General features: G+C 72.4%; 22 protein-coding genes. 12 read left to right on the top strand and 10 right to left on the bottom strand.

All coding sequences use genetic code 11. The features are described from left to right. The first annotated feature begins 13 nt into the window (after positions 1-13). Genes BM127_RS01730 through ilvA form a run of 5 tightly spaced genes read left to right on the top strand, consistent with a single transcriptional unit; the run spans position 14 to position 5,496 of the window. Positions 14-1,174 (top strand): cystathionine gamma-synthase, encoded by a 1,161-nt coding sequence (locus BM127_RS01730; protein WP_091195339.1) that lies wholly within the window; start codon positions 14-16, stop codon positions 1,172-1,174. After that, a complete protein-coding gene (locus BM127_RS01725; RefSeq protein ID WP_091193481.1) occupies positions 1,171-1,506 on the top strand; it encodes a YidH family protein in 336 nt (111 codons plus the stop codon). The genes BM127_RS01730 and BM127_RS01725 overlap by 4 nt, the downstream gene beginning before the upstream one ends. Beyond that, complete coding sequence (locus tag BM127_RS01720; RefSeq protein WP_091193477.1) at positions 1,503-2,891, top strand: glutamate mutase L; 1,389 nt, start codon at positions 1,503-1,505, stop codon at positions 2,889-2,891. The genes BM127_RS01725 and BM127_RS01720 overlap by 4 nt, the downstream gene beginning before the upstream one ends. 14 nt (positions 2,892-2,905) lie before the next feature. Next, on the top strand, positions 2,906-4,291 hold the full coding sequence (locus BM127_RS01715; RefSeq protein WP_231263125.1) for an AI-2E family transporter: 1,386 nt from the start codon (positions 2,906-2,908) through the stop codon (positions 4,289-4,291). Then, positions 4,288-5,496: a threonine ammonia-lyase gene (ilvA, locus tag BM127_RS01710; protein ID WP_091193475.1), complete on the top strand. Its 1,209-nt coding sequence runs from the start codon at positions 4,288-4,290 to the stop codon at positions 5,494-5,496. Before BM127_RS01715 ends, ilvA begins: the two co-directional genes overlap by 4 nt. A 42-nt stretch (positions 5,497-5,538) precedes the next feature. Here the strand turns inward: ilvA and greA are convergent, their stop codons facing one another. Together greA and BM127_RS01700 are read right to left on the bottom strand one after the other, a co-directional pair. Continuing rightward, positions 5,539-6,030, bottom strand: a complete 492-nt coding sequence (greA, locus tag BM127_RS01705; protein WP_091193472.1) for a transcription elongation factor GreA — start codon at positions 6,028-6,030, stop codon at positions 5,539-5,541. Positions 6,031-6,254: 224 nt separating this feature from the next. Beyond that, positions 6,255-6,644, bottom strand: coding sequence for a DUF4307 domain-containing protein (locus BM127_RS01700; RefSeq protein ID WP_091193470.1), 390 nt, complete (start codon positions 6,642-6,644; stop codon positions 6,255-6,257). Positions 6,645-6,681: 37 nt separating this feature from the next. Here BM127_RS01700 and mca point away from each other — a divergent pair, with 37 nt between their 5' ends. Together mca and BM127_RS01690 are read left to right on the top strand one after the other, a co-directional pair. Next, the gene (mca, locus tag BM127_RS01695; RefSeq protein WP_091193468.1) at positions 6,682-7,575 is read left to right on the top strand and encodes a mycothiol conjugate amidase Mca; all 894 of its coding nucleotides are present in this window, start codon (positions 6,682-6,684) and stop codon (positions 7,573-7,575) included. Between the two features lie 23 nt (positions 7,576-7,598). Next, on the top strand, positions 7,599-7,832 hold the full coding sequence (locus BM127_RS01690; protein ID WP_091193466.1) for a hypothetical protein: 234 nt from the start codon (positions 7,599-7,601) through the stop codon (positions 7,830-7,832). Here BM127_RS01690 and BM127_RS01685 read toward each other — a convergent pair. Both BM127_RS01685 and BM127_RS01680 read right to left on the bottom strand, forming a co-directional pair. After that, the gene (locus tag BM127_RS01685; RefSeq protein ID WP_091193463.1) at positions 7,829-8,437 is read right to left on the bottom strand and encodes a class I SAM-dependent methyltransferase; all 609 of its coding nucleotides are present in this window, start codon (positions 8,435-8,437) and stop codon (positions 7,829-7,831) included. The two genes, BM127_RS01690 and BM127_RS01685, sit on opposite strands and share 4 nt — an antisense overlap. Positions 8,438-8,457: 20 nt before the next feature. Next, on the bottom strand, positions 8,458-9,447 hold the full coding sequence (locus BM127_RS01680) for a YihY/virulence factor BrkB family protein (protein WP_091193459.1): 990 nt from the start codon (positions 9,445-9,447) through the stop codon (positions 8,458-8,460). Between the two features lie 78 nt (positions 9,448-9,525). Here BM127_RS01680 and BM127_RS01675 point away from each other — a divergent pair, with 78 nt between their 5' ends. Beyond that, positions 9,526-10,800, top strand: a complete 1,275-nt coding sequence (locus BM127_RS01675) for an FAD-binding protein (protein WP_091193456.1) — start codon at positions 9,526-9,528, stop codon at positions 10,798-10,800. Here BM127_RS01675 and BM127_RS01670 read toward each other — a convergent pair whose 3' ends face one another. Then, the gene (locus BM127_RS01670) at positions 10,801-11,961 is read right to left on the bottom strand and encodes a glycosyltransferase (protein WP_091193454.1); all 1,161 of its coding nucleotides are present in this window, start codon (positions 11,959-11,961) and stop codon (positions 10,801-10,803) included. A 17-nt stretch (positions 11,962-11,978) separates the two neighbouring features. Here BM127_RS01670 and BM127_RS01665 point away from each other — a divergent pair, with 17 nt between their 5' ends. Next, entirely contained in the window at positions 11,979-12,902 is a 924-nt protein-coding gene (locus BM127_RS01665) for a DUF1353 domain-containing protein (RefSeq protein ID WP_139227556.1), read from the top strand. Here the strand turns inward: BM127_RS01665 and BM127_RS01660 are convergent. Beyond that, on the bottom strand, positions 12,889-13,266 hold the full coding sequence (locus tag BM127_RS01660; RefSeq protein WP_139227554.1) for a hypothetical protein: 378 nt from the start codon (positions 13,264-13,266) through the stop codon (positions 12,889-12,891). The two genes, BM127_RS01665 and BM127_RS01660, sit on opposite strands and share 14 nt — an antisense overlap. A gap of 141 nt (positions 13,267-13,407) precedes the next feature. Then, positions 13,408-14,166: a PAQR family membrane homeostasis protein TrhA gene (trhA, locus tag BM127_RS01655; protein WP_091193450.1), complete on the bottom strand. Its 759-nt coding sequence runs from the start codon at positions 14,164-14,166 to the stop codon at positions 13,408-13,410. Between the two features lie 96 nt (positions 14,167-14,262). Between trhA and BM127_RS01650 the strand changes: the two genes are divergently transcribed. The 3 genes from BM127_RS01650 (at position 14,263) to BM127_RS01640 (ending at position 17,601) form a co-directional block, all read left to right on the top strand. Beyond that, the gene (locus BM127_RS01650; protein WP_091193447.1) at positions 14,263-15,042 is read left to right on the top strand and encodes an isoprenyl transferase; all 780 of its coding nucleotides are present in this window, start codon (positions 14,263-14,265) and stop codon (positions 15,040-15,042) included. Between the two features lie 231 nt (positions 15,043-15,273). Further along, positions 15,274-16,602 (top strand): PhoH family protein, encoded by a 1,329-nt coding sequence (locus BM127_RS01645; RefSeq protein WP_231263126.1) that lies wholly within the window; start codon positions 15,274-15,276, stop codon positions 16,600-16,602. 327 nt (positions 16,603-16,929) lie between these two features. After that, positions 16,930-17,601: an aggregation-promoting factor C-terminal-like domain-containing protein gene (locus BM127_RS01640; RefSeq protein ID WP_091193442.1), complete on the top strand. Its 672-nt coding sequence runs from the start codon at positions 16,930-16,932 to the stop codon at positions 17,599-17,601. A gap of 188 nt (positions 17,602-17,789) precedes the next feature. On the opposite strand, the gene BM127_RS01635 is transcribed toward BM127_RS01640, so the two are convergent. From BM127_RS01635 to BM127_RS01625, 3 genes are read right to left on the bottom strand one after another with little or no spacing between them, the layout of a single operon-like run. Next, the gene (locus BM127_RS01635; protein ID WP_231263127.1) at positions 17,790-18,428 is read right to left on the bottom strand and encodes a DUF4396 domain-containing protein; all 639 of its coding nucleotides are present in this window, start codon (positions 18,426-18,428) and stop codon (positions 17,790-17,792) included. A 38-nt stretch (positions 18,429-18,466) separates the two neighbouring features. Further along, positions 18,467-19,000, bottom strand: a complete 534-nt coding sequence (locus BM127_RS01630; RefSeq protein ID WP_175507301.1) for a class I SAM-dependent methyltransferase — start codon at positions 18,998-19,000, stop codon at positions 18,467-18,469. Further along, positions 19,000-20,382, bottom strand: a complete 1,383-nt coding sequence (locus BM127_RS01625; protein ID WP_269800912.1) for a class II fumarate hydratase — start codon at positions 20,380-20,382, stop codon at positions 19,000-19,002. Before BM127_RS01625 ends, BM127_RS01630 begins: the two co-directional genes overlap by 1 nt. Between the last annotated feature and the right edge of the window lie 13 nt (positions 20,383-20,395).

Raw genomic sequence — 20,395 nt, 5'->3', positions numbered from 1 at the left:
CTACGCTCGGCGGGTGACCCAGGAACGCGCCAACAAGGCCGGGTTCGAGACGCGTGCGATCCACGCCGGCTACGAGCCCGACGCGATGACCGGGGCGGTCAACCCGCCCATCTACGCCAGCAGCACCTACAAGCAGGACGGTGTCGGTGGCCTGCGCGGCGGCTACGAGTACAGCCGCTCCGCCAACCCCACGCGTACGGCGCTCGAGGGAGCCCTCGCCGCCGTCGAGGACGGCGAGAAGGGGTTCGCCTTCGCCTCCGGCCTGGCGGCCGAGGACGCCGTCATCCGGGCGCTGACCCGCCCCGGCGACCACGTGGTGATCCCCGACGACGCCTACGGCGGCACGTTCCGCCTCTTCGACAAGGTCGCCAAGGTCTGGGGCCTCGACCACAGCCCGGCACCGGTGGCGGACGTCGCCGCGGTCACCGCGGCCATCGAGCCCGGGCGTACGAAGCTGGTGTGGGTGGAGACCCCCACCAACCCGATGCTCACCATCGGCGACATCGAGGCGCTCGCCACCGTCGCCCACGACGCCGGCGCGCTGCTGGTCGTGGACAACACCTTCGCCTCGCCCTACCTCCAGCAGCCGTTGACCCTGGGTGCCGACGTGGTGCTGCACTCGACGACCAAGTACGTCGGCGGGCACAGCGACGTCGTCGGTGGGGCCGTGGTCGTGCGCGACCTCGAGCTGGCCGACAAGATCGGCTTCCACCAGAACGCGATGGGTGCGGTCGCGGGTCCGTTCGACGCCTTCCTCACCCACCGCGGCCTCAAGACCCTCGGGGTCAGGATGGACCGTCACTGCGACAACGCCGAGAAGATCGTGGAGTTCCTCGACGGCGACCCGCGGATCGCGGAGGTCATCTACCCCGGCCTCGCGGCCCACCCCGGCCACGAGGTCGCCGCGCGCCAGATGAAGCGCTTCGGCGGGATGATCTCGTTCCGCGTCGTCGGCGGCCTCGACCGGGCGCTCGCCGTCTGCGAGCGCGCCGAGGTCTTCACCCTGGGTGAGTCGCTGGGCGGCGTCGAGTCGCTCATCGAGCACCCGGGCCGGATGACCCACGCCAGCGTGGCCGGCACCGACCTGGAGGTCCCCGACGACCTGATCCGGCTGAGCGTCGGCATCGAGAGCGTCGAGGACCTGGTCGCGGACCTGGACCGGGCCCTGGGGTGAGCACGACCGGCCCCGGATCCGACCCGACGGACCCGCGCTACTCGCTGGCCAACGAGCGCACGTTCCTGGCCTACGAGCGGACGGCCGTCGGGCTCCTCGTCGCGGCGGTCGGCGCGCTCCACCTCCTGCAGGACTCCTGGGCCGAGTACGCCCTCGGGATCGGGCTGCTGGTGGCCGCGGCGGTGACCTCGGTGGTGGGCTGGCAGCGCTTCCAGCAGGCGGACGCGGCGATCCGCGACGGCCGGCCGCTGCCCCGCGGCATCGGCGTACCCGTCGTGGTGGTGTCCGTGCTGGTGCTCAGCGTCCTCGCCGGGCTCTCGGTGCTGGTGTGAGCCTCGTCGTCTGCGTCGACTTCGGCTCGACCTTCACCAAGGCGGTGCTCGTCGACCTCGACTCCGGCGACCTCCTCGCCACCGCCAGCCACCCGACCACGCTCCCCGACGCCGACGGGGTGGGTGACGTCCTCGACGGGTACGACGCCTGCATGGCCGTGCTGGCCGAGCAGGATCCGCGTGCCCCCGACGCCGACGTGCTCGCCTGCTCCAGTGCCGGGGGCGGGCTGCGGATCGCCGTCGTCGGCAACGAGGAGCTGGTCACCGCCGAGGCAGGACGCCGGGTGGCGCTGTCCAGCGGCGGGAAGGTCGTGCTGGTGCTGTCCGGGGGCCTCGACGCCGCCAAGCTGGCCGACCTGCGCGGCTCCGAGCCCGACGTCGTCCTCCTCGTCGGCGGCACCGACGGCGGAAACGCCGAGGTGCTCGAGAGTGACGCCGACGCCCTGGCCCGCACCCCGTGGACCGGCCCGGTCGTCGTCGCCGGCAACATCGAGTCGCAGCCCGTGGTCGCCTCGCGGCTGGCCGCGTCAGGGACCCCGTACGTCCTGGCGGACAACGTCGTGCCGAAGATCGGCGTGCTCGCCCCCGACAGCGCGCGGCGCGCGATCCGCGAGATCTTCCTGAGCCACGTGATCGGCGGCAAGCACCTGAGCAGCCGCACCGACGCGCGCGGTCGGACGTTCGTCGACCTCGTGCGCGGCGCCACCCCCGACGTGGTGCTGACCGGCGTCGAGCTGCTGGCCCGCGGGACCGACGACCAGCACCGCGGCGCGGGCGACGTGGTCGTCGTCGACGTCGGCGGCGCCACCACAGACGTGCACAGCGTCGTCGAGCTCGACCCGGAGGACAGTGGCCTGGCCCGCGAGGTGGTGGCCACGACACCCGTCACCCGGACCGTCGAGGGGGACCTCGGCATGCGGTGGTCGGCGGTCTCGACGGTGGAGGCGGCCGGACGCGACGACCTCGCGGCTGCCGCCCTGCGTCGCCGCACGCACCCCGACTTCCTGCCCGCCGACGCGCACGAGCGTGACGCCGACCTGGAGATCGCCGCAGCGGCGGTCCGGATCGCGCTCGAGCGCCACGCCGGTCGCAGCAAGGTCGTCGTCAGCCCTGAGGGGCGCGTCGTCGAGCGCAGCGGCAAGGACCTCCGCGAGGTCGACCTGATGGTGGGATCGGGCGGGGTGCTGCGCCACGGGGGCCCCGACGGCGTACGACGTGTGCTGATCCCTGCGACGGGCGACGCCTTCGAGGGAGGGTGGCAGCTGCCGCGCGACCCGGTGGTCGTCGTGGACGGCGACTACGTGCTGGCGGCCGCCGGCCTGCTGGCCGAGGACCACCCCCTGGCGGCGCACCGGCTGCTGGGAAGCCTGCGGAGTGGGTACTGAGTAGCGTGACCGACGTGAGCGACAACCAGGCGCCCGACCTCGACGACGAGTCGACGCGCCGCCGACTCTTCCCGCCCCTGGGGCGCACCGAGGACGACGACCGGCTGACCGAGCGGATCGTGGCGCAGTGGGCCCAGGTGCGCGCGGAGCGGCGGGCCGAGCCTGCCTTCACGACCGGTCCGTCCAACTTCAGCCGTGCCCAGGTGCCGTGGGGCCTCGACCTCGCCGCCGCGTGGTCGTGGCGCCTCATCGTCATCGTGGTCGCAGCGCTCGGGCTGCTGTGGACGATGCGCTACTTCGCGGTGATCACCCTCCCGCTGGCGATCGCGCTCCTCGGGGCGGCGCTCGCGATCCCGCTGGTGCACGGGCTGCGCCGGGTCGGCCTGCCCCGCGGACCCTCGGCCGGGATCGTGATGGTCCTCGGGATCAGCACGGTCGCGCTGCTGCTGACCTTCGTCGGCCAGCAGGTCGCCCAGGGGGCGACCGACCTCGCCGACTCCGTCGTCACCGGCCTCGACCAGGTGCGCGAGTGGCTGCGCACCGGACCCCTCGGCATCTCCGACTCGCAGCTCGACGGCTACATCAAGGAGGTGCAGTCGGCCATCACCGACAGCACCGGCACCGATGGCGTGGTCACCCGCGTCACCGAGGTCGGCACCGCGGTCGGTCACGTGGTCGCGGGCTTCTTCATCGTGCTGTTCTCCACCTACTTCTTCCTCGCCGACGGTGACCGCATCTGGGCGTGGATGGTCCGCCTCGCCCCGCGTGCCGCCCGCGAGCGCGTCGACGCCTCGGGTCGGGTCGCCTGGGTCTCGCTCACGCAGTTCGTCCGGGCCACCGTCCTGGTGGCGCTGGCCGACGCGATCGGGATCATGCTCGTGGCGTTCTTCCTGGGCGTGCCGTTCGTCTTCGCCCTGGGCGTGCTCGTCTTCCTCGGCGCGTTCGTGCCGATGATCGGCGCCACCGTCGCGGGCACGGTGGCCATCCTCGTCGCCCTCGTCGACCAGGGGCCCTGGACGGCGCTCCTGATGCTCGGCGGCGTGATCCTGGTCCAGCAGATCGAGGGCCACATCCTCCAGCCGTTCCTCATGGGCCGCTTCGTCTCGCTGCACCCGCTCGGTGTGATCGTGGCGATCGGCTGCGGCGTGCTCGTCGCGGGCATCGCGGGCGCGCTGATCGCCGTGCCTCTTGCCGCCGCAGGCAACGCCGTGGCCCAGCACCTCGCCACCTACACCGGTGTGGGCGACGACGCGGAGGAGGCGCTCGTGGACGACCTGGCCACCGACGGGGTCCCACCCGACGAGGTCCCGCCCAACGACAGTCCCGTGGGGGAGTCGGCCGAGCGTGACCCCCACCCCGACCACACCGACGACCTCTCCACGCTGAAGGACGACTCATGACCGAGCAGGTGACCCTGGCCGACATCCTGGCCGCGCGCGAGCTGCTGGAGGACGTCACCGTCACCACGCCCATGGAGGAGTCGCGCTGGCTGTCCGCGCTGGCCGGCGGTCCGGTGTCGCTGAAGTGCGAGAACCTCCAGCGGACCGGGTCGTTCAAGTCGCGCGGTGCCTTCGTCCGGATCTCCCGGCTCTCAGCGGAGGAGCGCGCCCACGGCGTGGTCGCGGCGTCGGCCGGCAACCACGCGCAGGGGGTCGCGCTCGCGGCGACGACACTGGGCATCTCCTCGACCGTCTTCATGCCCGAGGGGGCGCCGATCCCCAAGGAGAAGGCCACCCGCGGCTACGGCGCCGACGTGGTCTTCCACGGCCGCTACCTCGAGGACGCCATGGTCGCCGCGCGCGCGTTCGCCGAGGAGACCGGGGCCGTGCTCATCCACCCGTTCGACCACGTCGACATCGTCGCGGGCCAGGGCACGCTGGGCCTCGAGGTCCTCGAGCAGGCACCGGACGTACGCACCGTGCTGGTGCCCACGGGCGGTGGCGGGCTGCTGGCCGGCGTGGCGATCGCGATCAAGGCGCTGCGCCCCGACGTACGCGTCGTGGGGGTGCAGGCCGAGGGAGCCGCGGCCTACCCCGGCTCGCTCGCCGCGGGGGAGCCCGTGCCGCTGGCGTCGATGCAGACCATGGCCGACGGCATCGCTGTCGGTCGTCCCGGCGACATCACCTTCGCCGCCGTGCGCGACCACGTCGACGAGATCGTCACGGTGTCGGAGGAGTCGCTCTCGCGCGCCCTGCTGGCGCTGATCGAGCGGGCCAAGCAGGTCGTCGAGCCGGCCGGGGCCGCGGCAGTGGCCGCGCTGCTGGACAACCCGACCGGCTTCGAGACGCCCGCCGTCGCGGTGCTGTCCGGCGGCAACATCGACCCGCTCCTGCTCAGCAAGGTGATCCGGCACGGCCTCGCGGCCGCCGGGCGCTACCTCTACCTCCGCGTCTGCATCCCCGACCTCCCCGGCGGGCTCGCCTCGCTGCTCGCCGAGGTGGGCGCCGAGGGCGCCAACGTCCTCGAGGTCGCCCACGAGCGGATCTCCCCGTCGCTGACCCTCAACGAGGTCGAGGTGCGGATCCAGCTCGAGACCCGCGGTGAGGCGCACGCCGAGCACCTGATGGCGCGGCTGCGCGAGCGCGGCTACCGCGTCGCCGACTGAGCGTCGTACGCCACCGCCCCGGGGAAGAGGTGAGACCGACGCTCAGGCCCGGTAGGGCTCCGCGTCGACGATCGTGACGCTGAGGTCCTTGCCGTTGGGCGTCGTGTAGGACACCTTGTCGCCCTTGGACTTGCCGTTGATCGCCGCGCCCATCGCGGACTGCGGCGAGTAGACGTCGAGGTCGTCGCCCTCGGTGAGGTTCTCGCGGGCGCCGAGGAGGAACTTCTCGGTGTCGCCACCGCCGAAGTCGACCGTGACGACCATGCCGGGCTCGACGACGCCGTCGTTGGCCGGCGTCTCGCCGACCTCGGCCCGACGGAGCATGTCCTCGAGCTGACGGATCCGGGCCTCCTGCTTGCCCTGGTCGTCCTTGGCGGCGTGGTAGCCGCTGTTCTCCTTGAGGTCGCCCTCGTCGCGCGCAGCGGCGATCTTCTCGATGATCTCCGTGCGCTTGGGGCCCTTGAGGTCGTCGATCTCGGCCTGCAGCTTGTCGTAGGCCTCCTGGGTCAGCCAGACGGTGCCCTGGTCGGTCATGTCGTTGCTCCTGCTTCGCGTCGTCTGGATGCTGCCGGACTGGGGGTGTGCCTCAGCGCGACCACATCTGGTCGGTGGATCTTCTCTTCCGTCCGGTCAGATACAGCGCGGCGGCGACAGACGGGGGCCAGCGCTGCCGGACGGGCAGGACCACAGGTTAGCAAGACGCGCTGAAATGCGCAGTTCGTACGCCGTGGCGCGGGGCAGAGCGGCGGCTGAGCGGGTCAGCGCGGGCGTGGCTGGCCCGGCGCGGTGCAGCCGAGCTTCTCGACCGTGGTGGCCCGGCGCTCGGTGCGGATGACCACCTCGTTGGTGCCCTCGACCGGGGTGAACGCGATCTCGCCGACCGTCGTGTGGTCCTCGGCGAAGGCACGCAGCCGGCAGCTCGCCTCGACCCCGTCGCCCAGCGTGACGTCGAGCCTGGCCTGCGTCTCGTAGTCGCTGGTGACGTCGTAGGTGATGAGCTCGGAGGAGGCGGCGGGGGTGCTGTGGAACCACGCCGTCCAGGCCAGCCAGGAGAGTCCCACGACGGCGAACGTGAGCGCGAGCCCGATGGTCACCGGCCGTCGCCACCGCGAGGGGGCGCCGTAGCGTTCGGTGAGGTCGGTGGTCACGCGTCCAAGCCTAAGCGGCTGCTCCTAGACTTCTCCCATGGCCCGAACTGATCGCCCTCGTGCCGGGCTCCGGCTGATGCACGTCCACGCCCACCCCGACGACGAGTCGAGCAAGGGCGCCGCGTCGACGGCGAAGTACGTCTCCGAGGGCGTCGACGTCCACGTCGCCACCTGCACCGGGGGCGAGCGGGGCTCGGTGCTCAACGCCAAGATGGACCGGCCGGAGGTCTGGGAGAACATCTCCGAGATCCGGCGCGAGGAGATGCACCGGGCCCGCGACATCCTCGGCATCCGGCAGGACTGGCTCGGCTTCGTCGACTCCGGCTGGCCCGAGGGAGACCCCAAGCCACCGCTGCCGGAGGGCTGCTTCGCGCTCGTCCCGCTGGAGGAGGCGACGGAGCGCCTGGTGCGGCTGATCCGCGAGTTCCGCCCGCACGTCCTGACGACGTACGACGAGCGCGGGGGATACCCGCACCCCGACCACATCCGCTGCCACGAGGTCTCCGTCGCCGCCTACGCCGCGGCCGGGGACCCCGAGCAGTTCCCAGACGCGGGGGAGCCGTGGCAGCCGATGAAGCTCTACTACCACCACGGCTGGAGCTGGGCGAAGACCAACGCCCTGCACGAGGCGATGCTCGCGCACGGCCTCGAGTCGCCCTACACGGAGCGCCTCGCCACGTGGGAGCGCGAGGCCGACTGGGACGACCGGATCACCACCCGCGTGCCCTGCGGGGACTTCTTCGGGGTCCGCGACCAGGCCCTCCTGGCGCACGCGACCCAGATCGACCCCGACGGCATGTGGTTCGCGATCCCGCGCGAGATCCAGCAGAAGGTGTGGCCGACCGAGGACTACGAGCTGGTCGAGTCGACGGTCGAGAGCACCCGCCCGGAGGACGACCTCTTCGCAGGCATCCCGATCCCTGCTCCCTAGGCGGGAAGTGGGACACTGGGGGCATGCTCGACCTGCTGCTCATCCTGATCGACGACCCGACGCCGAAGCCCACTGAGGTCAAGGCCGGGCCACTGGGCTTCGCGCTGTGGATCTTCATGATCATCGCGGTGGTCATCATCGGCTTCAGCCTGGTCAAGCAGCTGCGCAAGGCCCAGGCGGCCAAGGACGCGGGCGTCTACGGCGACGAGCCGGTCGACCGGTCCGTGACGACCGACGCCGACGCCGACGAGCGCTAGGCGCGCACCACCCGCACCAGGCAGTCCCAGGCCGTACGCGTCTCCGCCCCGCCGTGCGGGTCGGTCGGGCTGACCTCGCGCGCGACCCGCTCGGCGCGCAGCACGTCGACCGCGATCCCCTCGAGGTCGGCCAGCACGTCCTCGGCGGTCATCAGCACGGCAGGGTCCTGCGGTCCACCGGTGCCCTCGGTGGGGTTGGTCGAGTCGTGGGCGACGAGCAGCAGCGTCCCGCCCGGTCGGAGCATGGTCGCGGCGCTGCGCACCGCACGTCGTCGGTCGGCGGCCGGCACCTGGAAGTAGGCCATCACCACCAGGTCGACCGGCTGCGCCGGCTGCCAGCTGGTGGCGTCCGCACAGACCCAGGTGACGTCGAGGCCGTCGGCCAGCCGGGCGCCCTTGTCGAGCGCCACCTGGGAGAAGTCGACGGCGTGGGCCGACCAGCCGCGGGAGGCGAGCCAGATCGCGTTGCGACCTTCACCCGCAGCGAGGTCGACCGCGGTGCCGGGCGCGAGGTCGGCGAGCTCGGTGGCCACGAACTGGTTGGGCTCGCGCGACCACACGAGCTCGCTGGCGGCGTACCGCTGGTCCCACGCGTCGGCGTCCATGGGGGCAGCGTACGACGGCCTCAGTCGCCCGTGCCCTCCCCGACGGTCCGCGCGTGCGGTCGGCCGGGATCGTCGAGGGCGGGGTGGTCGTCCCCGGCGCGGAGCGCCTCGAGCTGGGCGCAGACCGCCGTGCCGTAGAACAGGGAGATCGAGGACAGCAGCGCCCACAGCAGCAGCGCGAAGATGCCGGCGAGCGGCCCGTAGACGCTGCCGAACGACGCGCTGAGCGAGACGTAGAGGGCCAGCCCGACGGTGGCCGCGGCACTCAGCAGGACGGCGATGCCGGCCCCGAGGGCGAGCCAGGACAGCGCCGGCTGCCGACGACGGGGCACGTGGTCGAGCAGGACGGCGATCGTCAGGACGAGCAGGCCGAGGCCGATCGGCCAGCGCAGCACGTTCCACCACTGCACGGCGTCGTCCGACCAGCCGTAGTTGTCGGCCATCGCCTCCCCGAAGGCGCCGCCGCCGACGATCATCAGGAAGCCGATGCCCACCGGTGCCGCGAGGATCGCTGTCAGGACGGCGGCGCGGCCGTACTTCGCGAGGGCCTTGCGGTCGCGCCGGATGCCGTAGATGCGGTTGGCGCCGCGCTCGACCTGGGCCATCGCGGTCGTCATCGAGAGGAGGGCGAACCCCAGGCCGAGCACGAGCGCGACCTCGCCGGCCTTCTCGGACTCGTCGGACTTCTCGACCGCCGAGGCGAGCGCGTCGCTCGACCCGTTGCCGGGGGAGAGCGAGTCGACGACGTGGGCGACCACCGCTGCGGGACGCTCCTCGTCGAGGTCGGAGGCGAGCCCAGTGAGCGCGAGCAGGAACGGCACCACCGCGAGGCAGGCCTGGAGCGCGAGCGCGCGGGAGTTGGTGAAGCCGTCGCCGTAGCGGAAGCGCACGAACGACTCGACCACCACCTTCCTCAACCCGTGGCGTCGGGCGAGGTGCCACGCGTCCAGGGCGTCGAGCTCGTCACCGTCCATCTCGGTGGTGACGGGAACGGTGCGGGCGGTGGTCATGGCGGCACCCTAGACGCGCTGCCGGGCCCACCGATCCGTGGGACGCTGGCCGCCCCTTCCCCTCGCCGAGGAGCACCCGTGAGCACGCCCGACCACAGCCGCCGGACCAACTGGGCCGGCAACCTCACCTACGGCGCACGTGAGCTCGTGCGCCCGGGCAGCGTCGCCGAGCTGAGGGAGGTCGTCGCGACCGCCGCTGCCGCCGGCCACCGTGTCCGGGCCCTCGGCTCGCGGCACTCCTTCTCCCGGGTCGCCGACACCGACGGGGTGCACGTCAGCACCCGTGACCTCGGTCTGTCGGTGGAGCTCGAGGACGGTCCGGAGGGTCCGGTCGCTGTCGTGCCGGGTGCGATGACGTACGCCGAGGTGGCTCCCGTGCTGCAGGCCCGGGGGCGTGCGTTGCACAACCTCGGCTCGCTGCCCCACATCAGCGTGGCCGGGGCGTGCGCGACCGGCACCCACGGCTCCGGCGACCACCTCGGGTCCCTGGCGACGGCGGTCGTCGCGATCGAGATCGTCACCGCCTCCGGCGACCTCGTGCGCATCGACTCCGGGCACCCGGACTTCGGTGGCGCGGTCGTCTCGCTCGGCGCGCTGGGTGTGGTGACGAGGCTCTGGCTGCGCACCGAGCCGACGTACGAGGTCCGTCAGCGGGTGTGGGCGGACCTCCCGGCCGACGAGGTGGCCGAGCAGCTGCCGGAGGTGCTGGCCAGCGGCACCGGTGTCAGCGTGTTCACGAACCTCGCGGACCCCGACCGGGTCTCGTCGGTGTGGGTCAAGGAGCGGCTCGACCGGCCGGGGGCCCTCGCGCCGTGCCTGGCCTCGCGGGCGTCGGCCGACCGCGAACTGCACCCGGTGCCGGGCGTCGACCCGGCAGCCGCGTCACCGCAGCAGGGCGTCCCGGGGCCGTGGCACGAGCGGCTTCCGCACTTCCGGGCCTCGCACCTGCCGAGCGTCGGGGAGGAGCTGCAGAGCGAGCTGTTCCTGCCCCGAGCCGCGGCGCCCGACCTGGTGCCGACGATGATCGGCATCCGCGACGCGGTCGCTCCGGCGCTGCTCGTCCACGAGATCCGCTCGGTCGCCGCGGACGACCTCTGGCTCAGCCCTGTCCGCGGCCGCGACTCCGTCGTCGCGCACTTCACGTGGCGGCCCGACCCTGCGCTGGTGATGCCGGCGTTGCGCGCGGTGGAGGACGCGCTCGCGCCCTGGGCGCCGCGTGCGCACTGGGGCAAGATCACCGCCACCCCGGCGCTGCGTGCCCCGGAGGGTGCCTACGACCTCGCTGCGTTCCGCGAGCTGGGCTCCCGCCTCGACCCGGACGGGGTGTTCCGCAACGACCTGCTGGAGGCCTGACTACACCGCGCCCTCCAACGCCGACACCGCGGAGTCGAGGCCCGGTTGGCCCCGCATCTCGTCGGCGACCACCCGGCAGCGTGCGGCCATGGCCGCGTCGGCCAGCGCGGTCCGTACGCCGTCGGCGACGTCGTCCGCCGTCGCGGTGGCGGCGCACAGCGCGGTGGCGACGCCGAGCTCCCCGGCCCGCAGCGCGTTGTGGGGCTGGTCCGCGCCCAGGGGCACGAGCACCGACGGGAGTCCGTGGGCGAGCGCCGCCATGAGGCTGCCGGAGCCGCCGTGCGAGACGACGAGGTCGACCTCGGGCAGCACCTCGGCCTGGGGCACGAAACGCTCGACCCGTACGTGCCGGGGCTGGGGGCCGACGTCAGCCGGGTCGAGCTCGCGACCGAGGGTGACCACCACGTCGGCTTCCACGTCGGCGAGGCCGGCGAGGAGCCGCTCGAAGAGGTCGCCCGACGTCTTGTTGAAGATGGTGCCGAGGGTGACGTAGACACCCGGACGTCCGGCTGCTCGCCCGGTCCGCTCGGGCGCGGGCCCAGACCGGTAGTGCGTCGGCCGCACGGGGAGCGGCGAGTCCGGGCTGCGGAAGGACGCCGGGAAGTCGGACAGCACCAGCCCCGAGGTCAGGCGGGCCAGGGTGGGGTCCGGGTCCAGCCCGTGCTCGGCGCGCACGACGTCCAGCACCGGGCCGACCAGCTCGGGTCGGACCAGCAGGCCCGACGCCAGCACGAGGTGGGTGGCGACCGGGACGTCGCGCAGCTCGGCGGCGATCGTCGACCCGAGGTCGGTCTCGTCGCGCAGCACGAGGTCGGGTCGGAAGTCCTCGATGACGGCCGGCACCGCGGCGGCCATCCGGCGGGCGCCCCGGTCCGCGAAGTTCGCGGCGAACTCGACCTCAGCCGCGCGGGCGTCCGTGACCTCGAGCGGCGTCAGGTCCCGGGACGCGGGAACCCCCGCGTGGTGCGGCTGGGGGCTCGTCCCGTAGGCGCGGAAGCCCGCCTCCTCGATCCGCGGGACCAGGCCGCCCGATCCGGCGATCGCCACCTCGTGGCCGGCGGCCCGTGCCGCCCGTGCCAGCGGCAGCAGGGGAGCGAGGTGTCCGAGTCCGCCGACGAACGTGCACAGGATCCGCATGGTGGTCGCCAGCGTACGGTCCACGGCGCCACACTGGAGGCATGCGGACTCGGGAGCGAAGCGGTCAGGTGGTGCAGCAGCCACGCCGGTTCTACGACGGCGGGACGCTTCCTCGCGAGGGCGTCCCGGGTGACCCGCCGGACCCCGGCGCCGACATGCGCATCGTGCTCGAGCGGCACGCTGAGGAGGGCGTCGAGACCTTCTCCCTCGAGCGTCGCCTGGCCTACCGTGACCGCCACCTCGGCGAGCTGCTGGTGCCGGCCGACCCCGGCTTCCGCACCGACCTCACGTCGGTGCCGGCGCTCTTCACGTGGCTGGTGCCGAAGACCGGAGCCCACCTGCCCGCCGCCCTGCTGCACGACGCACTGGTGGCGGGCCGCGCCGACCCGACGTCGTACGTCTCCACCGACGGGCACGAGGTCGACCGGGTGAGCGCCGACCGGATCTTCCGCGACGCGATGGCCGACACGGGGACCGGCGTGATCCGGCGCTGGATCGTGTGGACCGCGGTCACGGTCGCGACGATCTTCGTGGGCCGCGAGGTGCCGTGGACTCGGGCACGGCACTGGTCCTACCGGATCGCGGCGGGCGTCACGATCGCGACGATCCTCTACCTCGGCTACAGCTCCACCGGGGACCTGCTCGACCGCTCGTGGCCGGGCGCCCTCGACGTCCCGTGGATGGGAGACCGTTCCTTCTGGGCCGAGCTGGCCGGCGGACTGTCGGGGGCCATCGTGCTCCCCCTCGCGCTGAGCCTGCTCTGGGGTCGGCTGCGGACGGCCGGCGCGATCGCCGGGGTGATGCTCGCGGTGCTCCTGCACGTGACGGTCGGTCTGGCGGCCATCGGCGCCACCTACCTGGCGCTCGAGCGCCTCGCGCGGCGCTGGCCCCTCGCCGCCTGGGGCCTGGCCGCCCTCGTCGTGGGTGCGGCCCTGGTCACCTTCGGCCTGATCAGCCTCCGCTGACGCCGATCTGCGCGAGCCAGCGGGCCGCGAAGGCGTCCGCCGGCAGCTCCGCGCCCACCAGTTCCACCCCTGTCCGGAAGGCGACCACGACCAGGCCGAGCGCGGCGGCGGTCACCACCATGCCGTGGACGTTGCGCGGGAACCTGCGGGGCACCGTGCGGACCCGGTGCCAGCCGCTCACGAGCCCGGCGGTCACGATCGCCGACACGATGCTCGCCGCGGCTGCGCCGAGGACGGTGCCGAGCAGCCCCATCCGGCTGATCAGGATCGCGGACGTCGCCGCGGCGGTGGCGCCGGCGACCAGCTGCGGGAGGCTGAGGTCGAGAAGGGGCGGACGGTCGGGCTGGGGGTCGTTGTCAGACATCACGCGATCGGGGTGGGGGACGGGGTTCCCCAGTACGACGAGCGGGGGCACGCGATGGTTGCCGGACGTGAGGAGGCTCACCGCCGGCCCCCACCGACGCGCTCGCCGCCCGACGGTGCCTGGACCGACGAGCGAGCGCAGTCAACGCAGCGAGTACGTCGCCAGCGAGACGCCGACGTAGTGCGCGGCGAACGCCAGCACCGTGAGGGAGTGGAACACCTCGTGGAAGCCGAACCAGCGCGGCGACGGGTTGGGCCGCTTGAGGCCGTAGATGACCCCGCCGACGGTGTAGAGCAGGCCGCCCGCTGCCACCAGGACCAGCGTGGCGATCGCGATGCCGCTGCTGAACCGGTCGGCACCCGCGACGAACGCGGGGATGAAGAAGATCGCCGCCCAGCCGAGGGCGAGGTACATCGGGGTGTAGAGCCAGCGCGGCGCGTCGGTCCAGAAGACCCGGAAGATGACGCCTGCGATGGCGGCGCCCCAGACGACCAGCAGCAGCGTCGTACGAGCCGTGCCCTCGAGGAAGAGCAGGGCGTAGGGCGTGTAGGTGCCGGCGATGAGCACGAAGATGTTGGCGTGGTCGAAGCGGCGCAGGAACGCCCACGTGCGCGGCGACCACGTGCCGCGGTGGTAGATCGCGGAGACGGTGAAGACCAGGAGCGCGGAGAAGGCGAACGCGGCCGAACCGATGCGGGTCAGCTCCGTGGGCGACAGGGCGACCAGCACGATGCCGGCGACGAGCGCGATGGGTGCGGTGGCGGCGTGCAACCAGCCGCGCAGGTGCGGCTTGACCTCGGCCAGCTTGTCGGACATCAGCTCGCTGGCGCGCTCCACCGCGTGCTCGGCGCGCTCGACGGCGTGCTCGACGGCATTCTCGACCCGGTCGCGCGGCGTCATGAGCGGGTCTCCATGCTTCCAAAGTAGCGGTACCAAGGTCAGACGCGCAGTCGTCCACCCCAGGGGGTTGGGTCTCGCGGCGGTTACCATCGGCAGGTGGTGAGGCTGAAGGACGCGGTGCGACGGGTGCTCTACCCGGCGTACGAGTCCCGCGTCGTGAAGTTCCTGCCGTCCGACCAGATCCCGAAGCACGTCGGCGTGATGCTCGACGGCAACCGGCGCTGGGCGAAGGCGGTCGGGCTCAACACCGCCGAGGGCTACCAGGCCGGCGCCGACAACATCCGCCCGCTCCTCGGCTGGTGCGAGGAGGTCGGGGTCGAGGTGGTCACGCTGTGGCTGCTCTCGAGCGACAACCTCACCAACCGGCCGGCCGACCAGCTGACCCCGCTCCTCACGATCATCGAGGGTGCGGTCGAGTCGCTCGCCGAGGCCGGCCGCTGGCGGATCCACCCCGTGGGTGCCCTGGACCTGCTGCCCCCCGAGACCGCCGCGCGGCTCAAGGCGGCCGAGGAGGCGACCCGCGACATCGACGGCATCCTCGTCAACGTGGCGATCGGCTACGGCGGGCGTCGCGAGATCGCCGACGCCGTACGCGCCCTCCTCTCCGAGCACGCCGCGCGTGGGACGTCGCTGGAGGAGCTCGCCGACCTCATCGACGTCGAGCACATCGCCGAGCACCTCTACACCAAGGGCCAGCCCGACCCTGACCTGGTGATCCGCACCTCGGGGGAGCAGCGGCTCGGCGGTTTCCTGCTCTGGCAGTCGGCGAACTCGGAGTTCTACTTCTGCGAAGCCCTGTGGCCCGACTTCCGCCGGGTCGACTTCCTGCGCGCGATCCGGGCATACGCCGCGCGCGAGCGCCGCTTCGGCGGCTAGTCCCGGCTCCGGCCGTGGGCGGCGGCAGACGTCATCTGCTCGTCACCTCGCGTTCGGGCGTGTCGCCCCGGATCCGGCGTTGTGCGGGCGTAATTTCGCGACATCGGCTGGTGGGGAAGCCAGCTGTACCGGGAGGCAGTCCTTGAGCACTCAGATGGGAGCTCTCCGGTCCGTTGAATGACATCGGGCCGGGCGAGGAGTGCGCGCGCCGGCCCCAGCAAGGGGTTAGTCGTGGCCAGCAACACCTCATCGCCCAGCTCCGTCAGAACTGATCGCAGGACCTATGTCCTGGACACCAGCGTGCTGCTCGCCGATCCGGGCGCACTCCTCCGCTTCGCCGAGCACGAGGTCGTGCTCCCCGTGGTGGTGATCACCGAGCTGGAGGGCAAGCGCAACCACCCCGAGCTGGGCTACTTCGCCCGTGCGGCGCTGCGTTCGCTCGACGACCTGCGGGTCGTGCACGGACGCCTCGACGAGCCGGTGTCGATCGGCACCGAGGGCGGCACCCTCCGGGTCGAGCTCAACCACACCGACCCGCAGTCGCTCCCGTCGGGCTTCCGGCTGGGCGACAACGACACCCGGATCCTGGCGGTCGCGCACAACCTCTCCCAGGAGGGACATCGCGTCACGCTCGTGTCCAAGGACCTGCCGCTGCGCATCAAGGCGTCCGCGGTCGGCCTCGACGCCCAGGAGTACCGCGCGGAGGTGATCAGCGACTCCGGATACACCGGGATGACCGAGCTGGAGGTGCCCGCCTCCGACCTCGACGAGCTCTACGAGGACGGCGTGATCGACCTCGCCGACGCCCGCGACCTGCCGTGCCACAACGGCCTCGTGCTGCTGTCCGACCGGGGTACGGCGCTGGCGCGGGTGGGTGCGGACAAGCGGGTGCACCTGGTCCGCGGTGACCGGGACGCCTTCGGGATCCACGGCCGCTCCGCGGAGCAGCGGATCGCGCTCGAGATGCTGCTCGACCCCGAGGTCGGGATCGTCTCGCTCGGCGGCCGCGCCGGCACCGGCAAGTCGGCGATGGCGCTCTGCGCCGGGCTCGAGGCCGTGATGGAGCGCCGCCAGCACAAGAAGGTGGTCGTCTTCCGCCCGCTCTTCGCCGTCGGCGGTCAGGAGCTGGGCTACCTGCCCGGCTCGGAGAACGAGAAGATGTCGCCCTGGGCCCAGGCGGTCTTCGACACGCTCGGCGCCCTCACCGGCAAGGACGTCATCGAGGAGGTGATGGATCGCGGCATGCTGGAGGTGCTCCCGCTCACCCACATCCGCGGTCGGTCGCTGCACGACTCCTTCGTCATCGTCGACGAGGCGCAGTCGCTCGAGCGCAACGTGCTCCTGACGGTCCTCTCGCGCATCGGTGCCAACTCCAAGGTCGTGCTGACCCACGACGTCGCGCAGCGTGACAACCTCCGCGTCGGTCGCCACGACGGCATCGTCGCGGTCGTCGAGAAGCTCAAGGGCCACCCGCTCTTCGCCCACGTGACGCTCACGCGCTCGGAGCGCTCGCCCATCGCGGCGCTGGTGACCGAGATGCTGGAGGACATCACGCTCTGAGGACCGTTGCTGCGGGAGTCACCGCTGAGGCGGTGACTCCCGCGCGGTTCGGCCGTTGCAACGGCCCATCTGTGCCGAACTTCGCACAGGAGACCCCCGCACCCGCCGTACGGATGGGGCTGGCGGGTCCCGTGGGAGCGGTGTGACGCAAGGGGTGCGGCCAATTGTGGAGTTCGGTTTGCACGCCCCGCGGGCCTCATGCATGGTGGGCGTGATCGATTCGTGACCTTTCAACCAAGGTCAGGCCTGGGGCCACCCCGAGAAGCACCGCGCCCCGACCGCCGTACGTGCCGATCGACCCCCGTCGTCAACCCGTGAGCATCCCCTGTGCCCTCCTCTGACAAGTACGTCCCCACGCACCGCGCCCCCGGCAAGCACAAGGCCGTGCGTGCCCCGCGCCGTGCCCTGCGCACCGGCATCGCGCTGACCGGACTGGCTGCTGCTGCGACCGGAGTCAGCGTCGCCGGCGGCATGTTCACCAGCGATCCGGCACTGACCCCCGCCGCGGCCGAGGTCGCGACCTCGACGACGCCCAGCGCGACCCCCAGCACCGCGCCCACCGCGACCCTGAGCGCCGCCGACCGCGAGCAGCGCGCCCAGCGCTCCGTCGTGTCGCGCTCCGCACGGCGTACGTCGCCGACGAAGGCCACCGCGCTCTCGATGTCGGCCGGCGCGGCGGTGACGAAGTCGCAGACCCTCTCCGAGGGCGACCCGCGTGACATCGCCCGCGCGTTGCTCCCTCTCTACGGCTTCTCCTCCGACCAGTTCTCCTGCCTCGACTCGCTCTACACCAGCGAGTCCGGGTGGCGGGTCGACGCCGACAACCCGACGTCCTCGGCCTACGGCATCCCGCAGGCGCTGACGCAGCTGCACGACCTGCCGGCCGACTACATGACGTCGGCGGAGTCCCAGATCAGGTGGGGCCTGGAGTACATCCAGGGCACCTACGGCACCCCCTGCAGCGCGTGGAGCTTCAAGTCCGGCAACGGCTGGTACTGATCCGCCGAGAGCTGGACCACTGGTCTAACCGGTCGGCCTAGTCAGGCCCGGATTCGCCGGTGGACGGGTGCGCGAGGCGTCACTCTCCGTGCACAGGGAACCGGGCTCGCACCCGATTCGACCAGGGGGTCGGAGGGGCGCGGCTCGCCCGTCCGCGGGGGGGACGGTCGGGTCGCGCCTCGTTCGCGTCAGGGCGTACGCGCCGGGCCCGCCGCGTGGGTGGGGGTGGGCTCGACCTCGAGGTCCGATGCGATCGAGACCACGAGACCGCCGAGCATGAAGGCGACGATCGCCGCGACGAGCGTCGAGGTGGACAGGTCGGGGATGAGGCGCCGCGCCCCGGTCGGTGCGGCGCCGTGGAAGCCGTGGGTGAGGGCATGTCCCTTGCCGCGCGCGAGCAGGTGGCGATTCACCGGCCAGGCCGCGAGGAAGGCCACCGTCAGGGCGAGCATCATCGAGAGCCAGAAGACGGGGTTGACGAGACCGGCCTCCATCGCTCCCGGGATCAGCGCCATCACGGCGTTGTCCACGAGCTCCATCGTGGCGATCGAGAGGGTGTCTGCTGCCAGCACGATGCCGAGCGCGGTCCCGAGGCCCAGGCCGGCCCGGAGCAGCGGCAGCGTCGAGAGGGCGTAGCCGAAGAGGAACGCCAGGGCGACCGCGAGCGCGATCGTGGCGAGCGTGCCGAGGCCGAGGGCCGTGCCGACCATCAGGCCGAGCACCTCGCCGATGGCGCAGCCGGTCAGGCAGTGGAGGGTCGCCGACACCGCCATCGCGTTGGTGCTGCCCATCGGGTGACCGACGTCGTCGTGAGTGCTGTGGTCCATGCCGCCAATATACCCCTAGGGGGTATCTGCGTACAGGGTCAGCGCGCCTCGAAGACCGTGACGGACGAGTCGCCCGACTCGAGGTCGTGGCGGCGTACGTCGCTGAAGCGTCGCGCGAGCTTGCCCTCGCCGTTCTCGCTCGAGAACCGGGGGTTCGCGCGCCGGGCACCCTTGCCGCGGCCCTCGTTGGCCGAGCCGTCGTCGACGTCGGTGACCGCCACGAAGGTGCCGCCGGGTCGCAGCACGCGACGGACCTCGGCCACGGCACGTTCGATGTCACGCACCTCGTGGAGCATCGCCCCGGCGTAGACCACGTCGAAGGTGTCGTCCTCGAACGGGAGGTAGCAGATGTCGGCCCACCTGGCATCGATGCCTCGCGCCTCCGCGAGCTCCACGGAGGCGTCGGAGTGGTCGATCACCACGAGGGTGACTCCCGACAGTGCACTGATGCGCTCGGCCATGACGCCCGTGCCGCAACCGACCTCGAGGACGTCGGAGTCGCCGGTCATCGCGCGGTCGATCGCCTTGAGGGCCTCGCGGGTCGGGTCGAGGCCGTCCGCGGGCGGCGACATCATCGGCCCGTCATCGAGTCGACGTCGAGGGCCGCGTCGAGCTGCTCCTCGGTGAGCTCGCCGCGCTCGACGTAGCCCATCGCGATGACGGTCTCGCGGATCGTGGTGCCCTCGGCCAGTGCCTGCTTGGCGATCGTGGCCGCCGCCTCGTAGCCGATGCGGGAGTTGAGAGGAGTGACGACCGACGGCGACGACTCCGCATAGCGGCGCATCCGGTCCGCGTCGGCGGTGATCCCGTGGACGCACCGGTCGGCGAGCAGCACGGTGGACGTGGACAGGACGTGGATCGACTCGAGCAGCGCGTGCGCCATGACCGGCATCATCACGTTGAGCTCGAAGCTTCCGGACGCCCCCGCCCAGGCGATGGTCGCGTCGTTGCCGACGACCCGCGCGCAGACCATCAGCGTCGCCTCGGGCAGCACCGGGTTGACCTTGCCGGGCATGATGCTCGATCCCGGCTGGAGGTCAGGCAGGTGGATCTCGGCGAGCCCCGTGGTCGGCCCGGACGACATCCAGCGGAGGTCGTTGCAGATCTTGGTGAGTCCCACCGCGATCGTGCGCAGCACCCCGGAGAGCTCGACGAGCGAGTCGCGCGTGCCCTGCGCCTCGAAGTGGTCGCGTGCCTCGGTGAAGGCTTGCCCGGTCCGCTCGGACAGCGCCGCGATCGCACGCTCGGCGAAGGCCGCAGGAGTGTTGATGCCGGTGCCGACGGCGGTGCCACCCAGCGGCAGCTCACGGACGCGCGGGAGCACCGACGTCAGCCGCTCGACGCCGAGCCGCAGCGTGGCGGCGTACGCCCCCATCTCCTGCCCGAGCGTCACCGGCGTCGCGTCCATCAGGTGCGTACGCCCTGCCTTGACGGTGTCGGCGAACTCCTCGGCCTTGGCCTCGAACGCCGTCGCCAGGCGGTCGAGCGCGGGGACGAGGTCGTCGACGACGGCGAGGGTCGCGGCGACGTGGATGCTGGTCGGGAAGGTGTCGTTGCTGCTCTGGGAGGCGTTGACGTCGTCGTTGGGGTGGACGTCGACGCCTGCGCGGGCTGCGAGGGTGGCGATCACCTCGTTGGCGTTCATGTTGGAGCTGGTGCCCGACCCGGTCTGGAAGACGTCCAGCGGGAAGTCTCCGTCGTGCTCGCCCCCGACGATCGCGTCGGCGGCCTCGACGATCGCCTGCGCCTGCGGGTGGGTGATCACGCCGAGGGCGGCGTTGGCCTGCGCCGCGGCCGCCTTGACGTGCGCCAGCGCCTGGGTGTGTCGGGGCTGCAGGGTCAGGCCGCTGATCGGGAAGTTGTCGATCGCGCGCTGGGTCTGCGCCCGCCAGAGAGCGTCGCGGGGGACCTCGACGTCGCCCATGGAGTCGTGTTCGGTGCGTGTCTCGCTCACCCCCGCGACGCTA

Source organism: Nocardioides alpinus, from assembly GCF_900112035.1.
Taxonomy (GTDB): domain Bacteria; phylum Actinomycetota; class Actinomycetes; order Propionibacteriales; family Nocardioidaceae; genus Nocardioides; species Nocardioides alpinus.
Note: the sequence above shows the minus strand (reverse complement) of the source record. Positions and strands in the feature narration are given on the sequence as shown.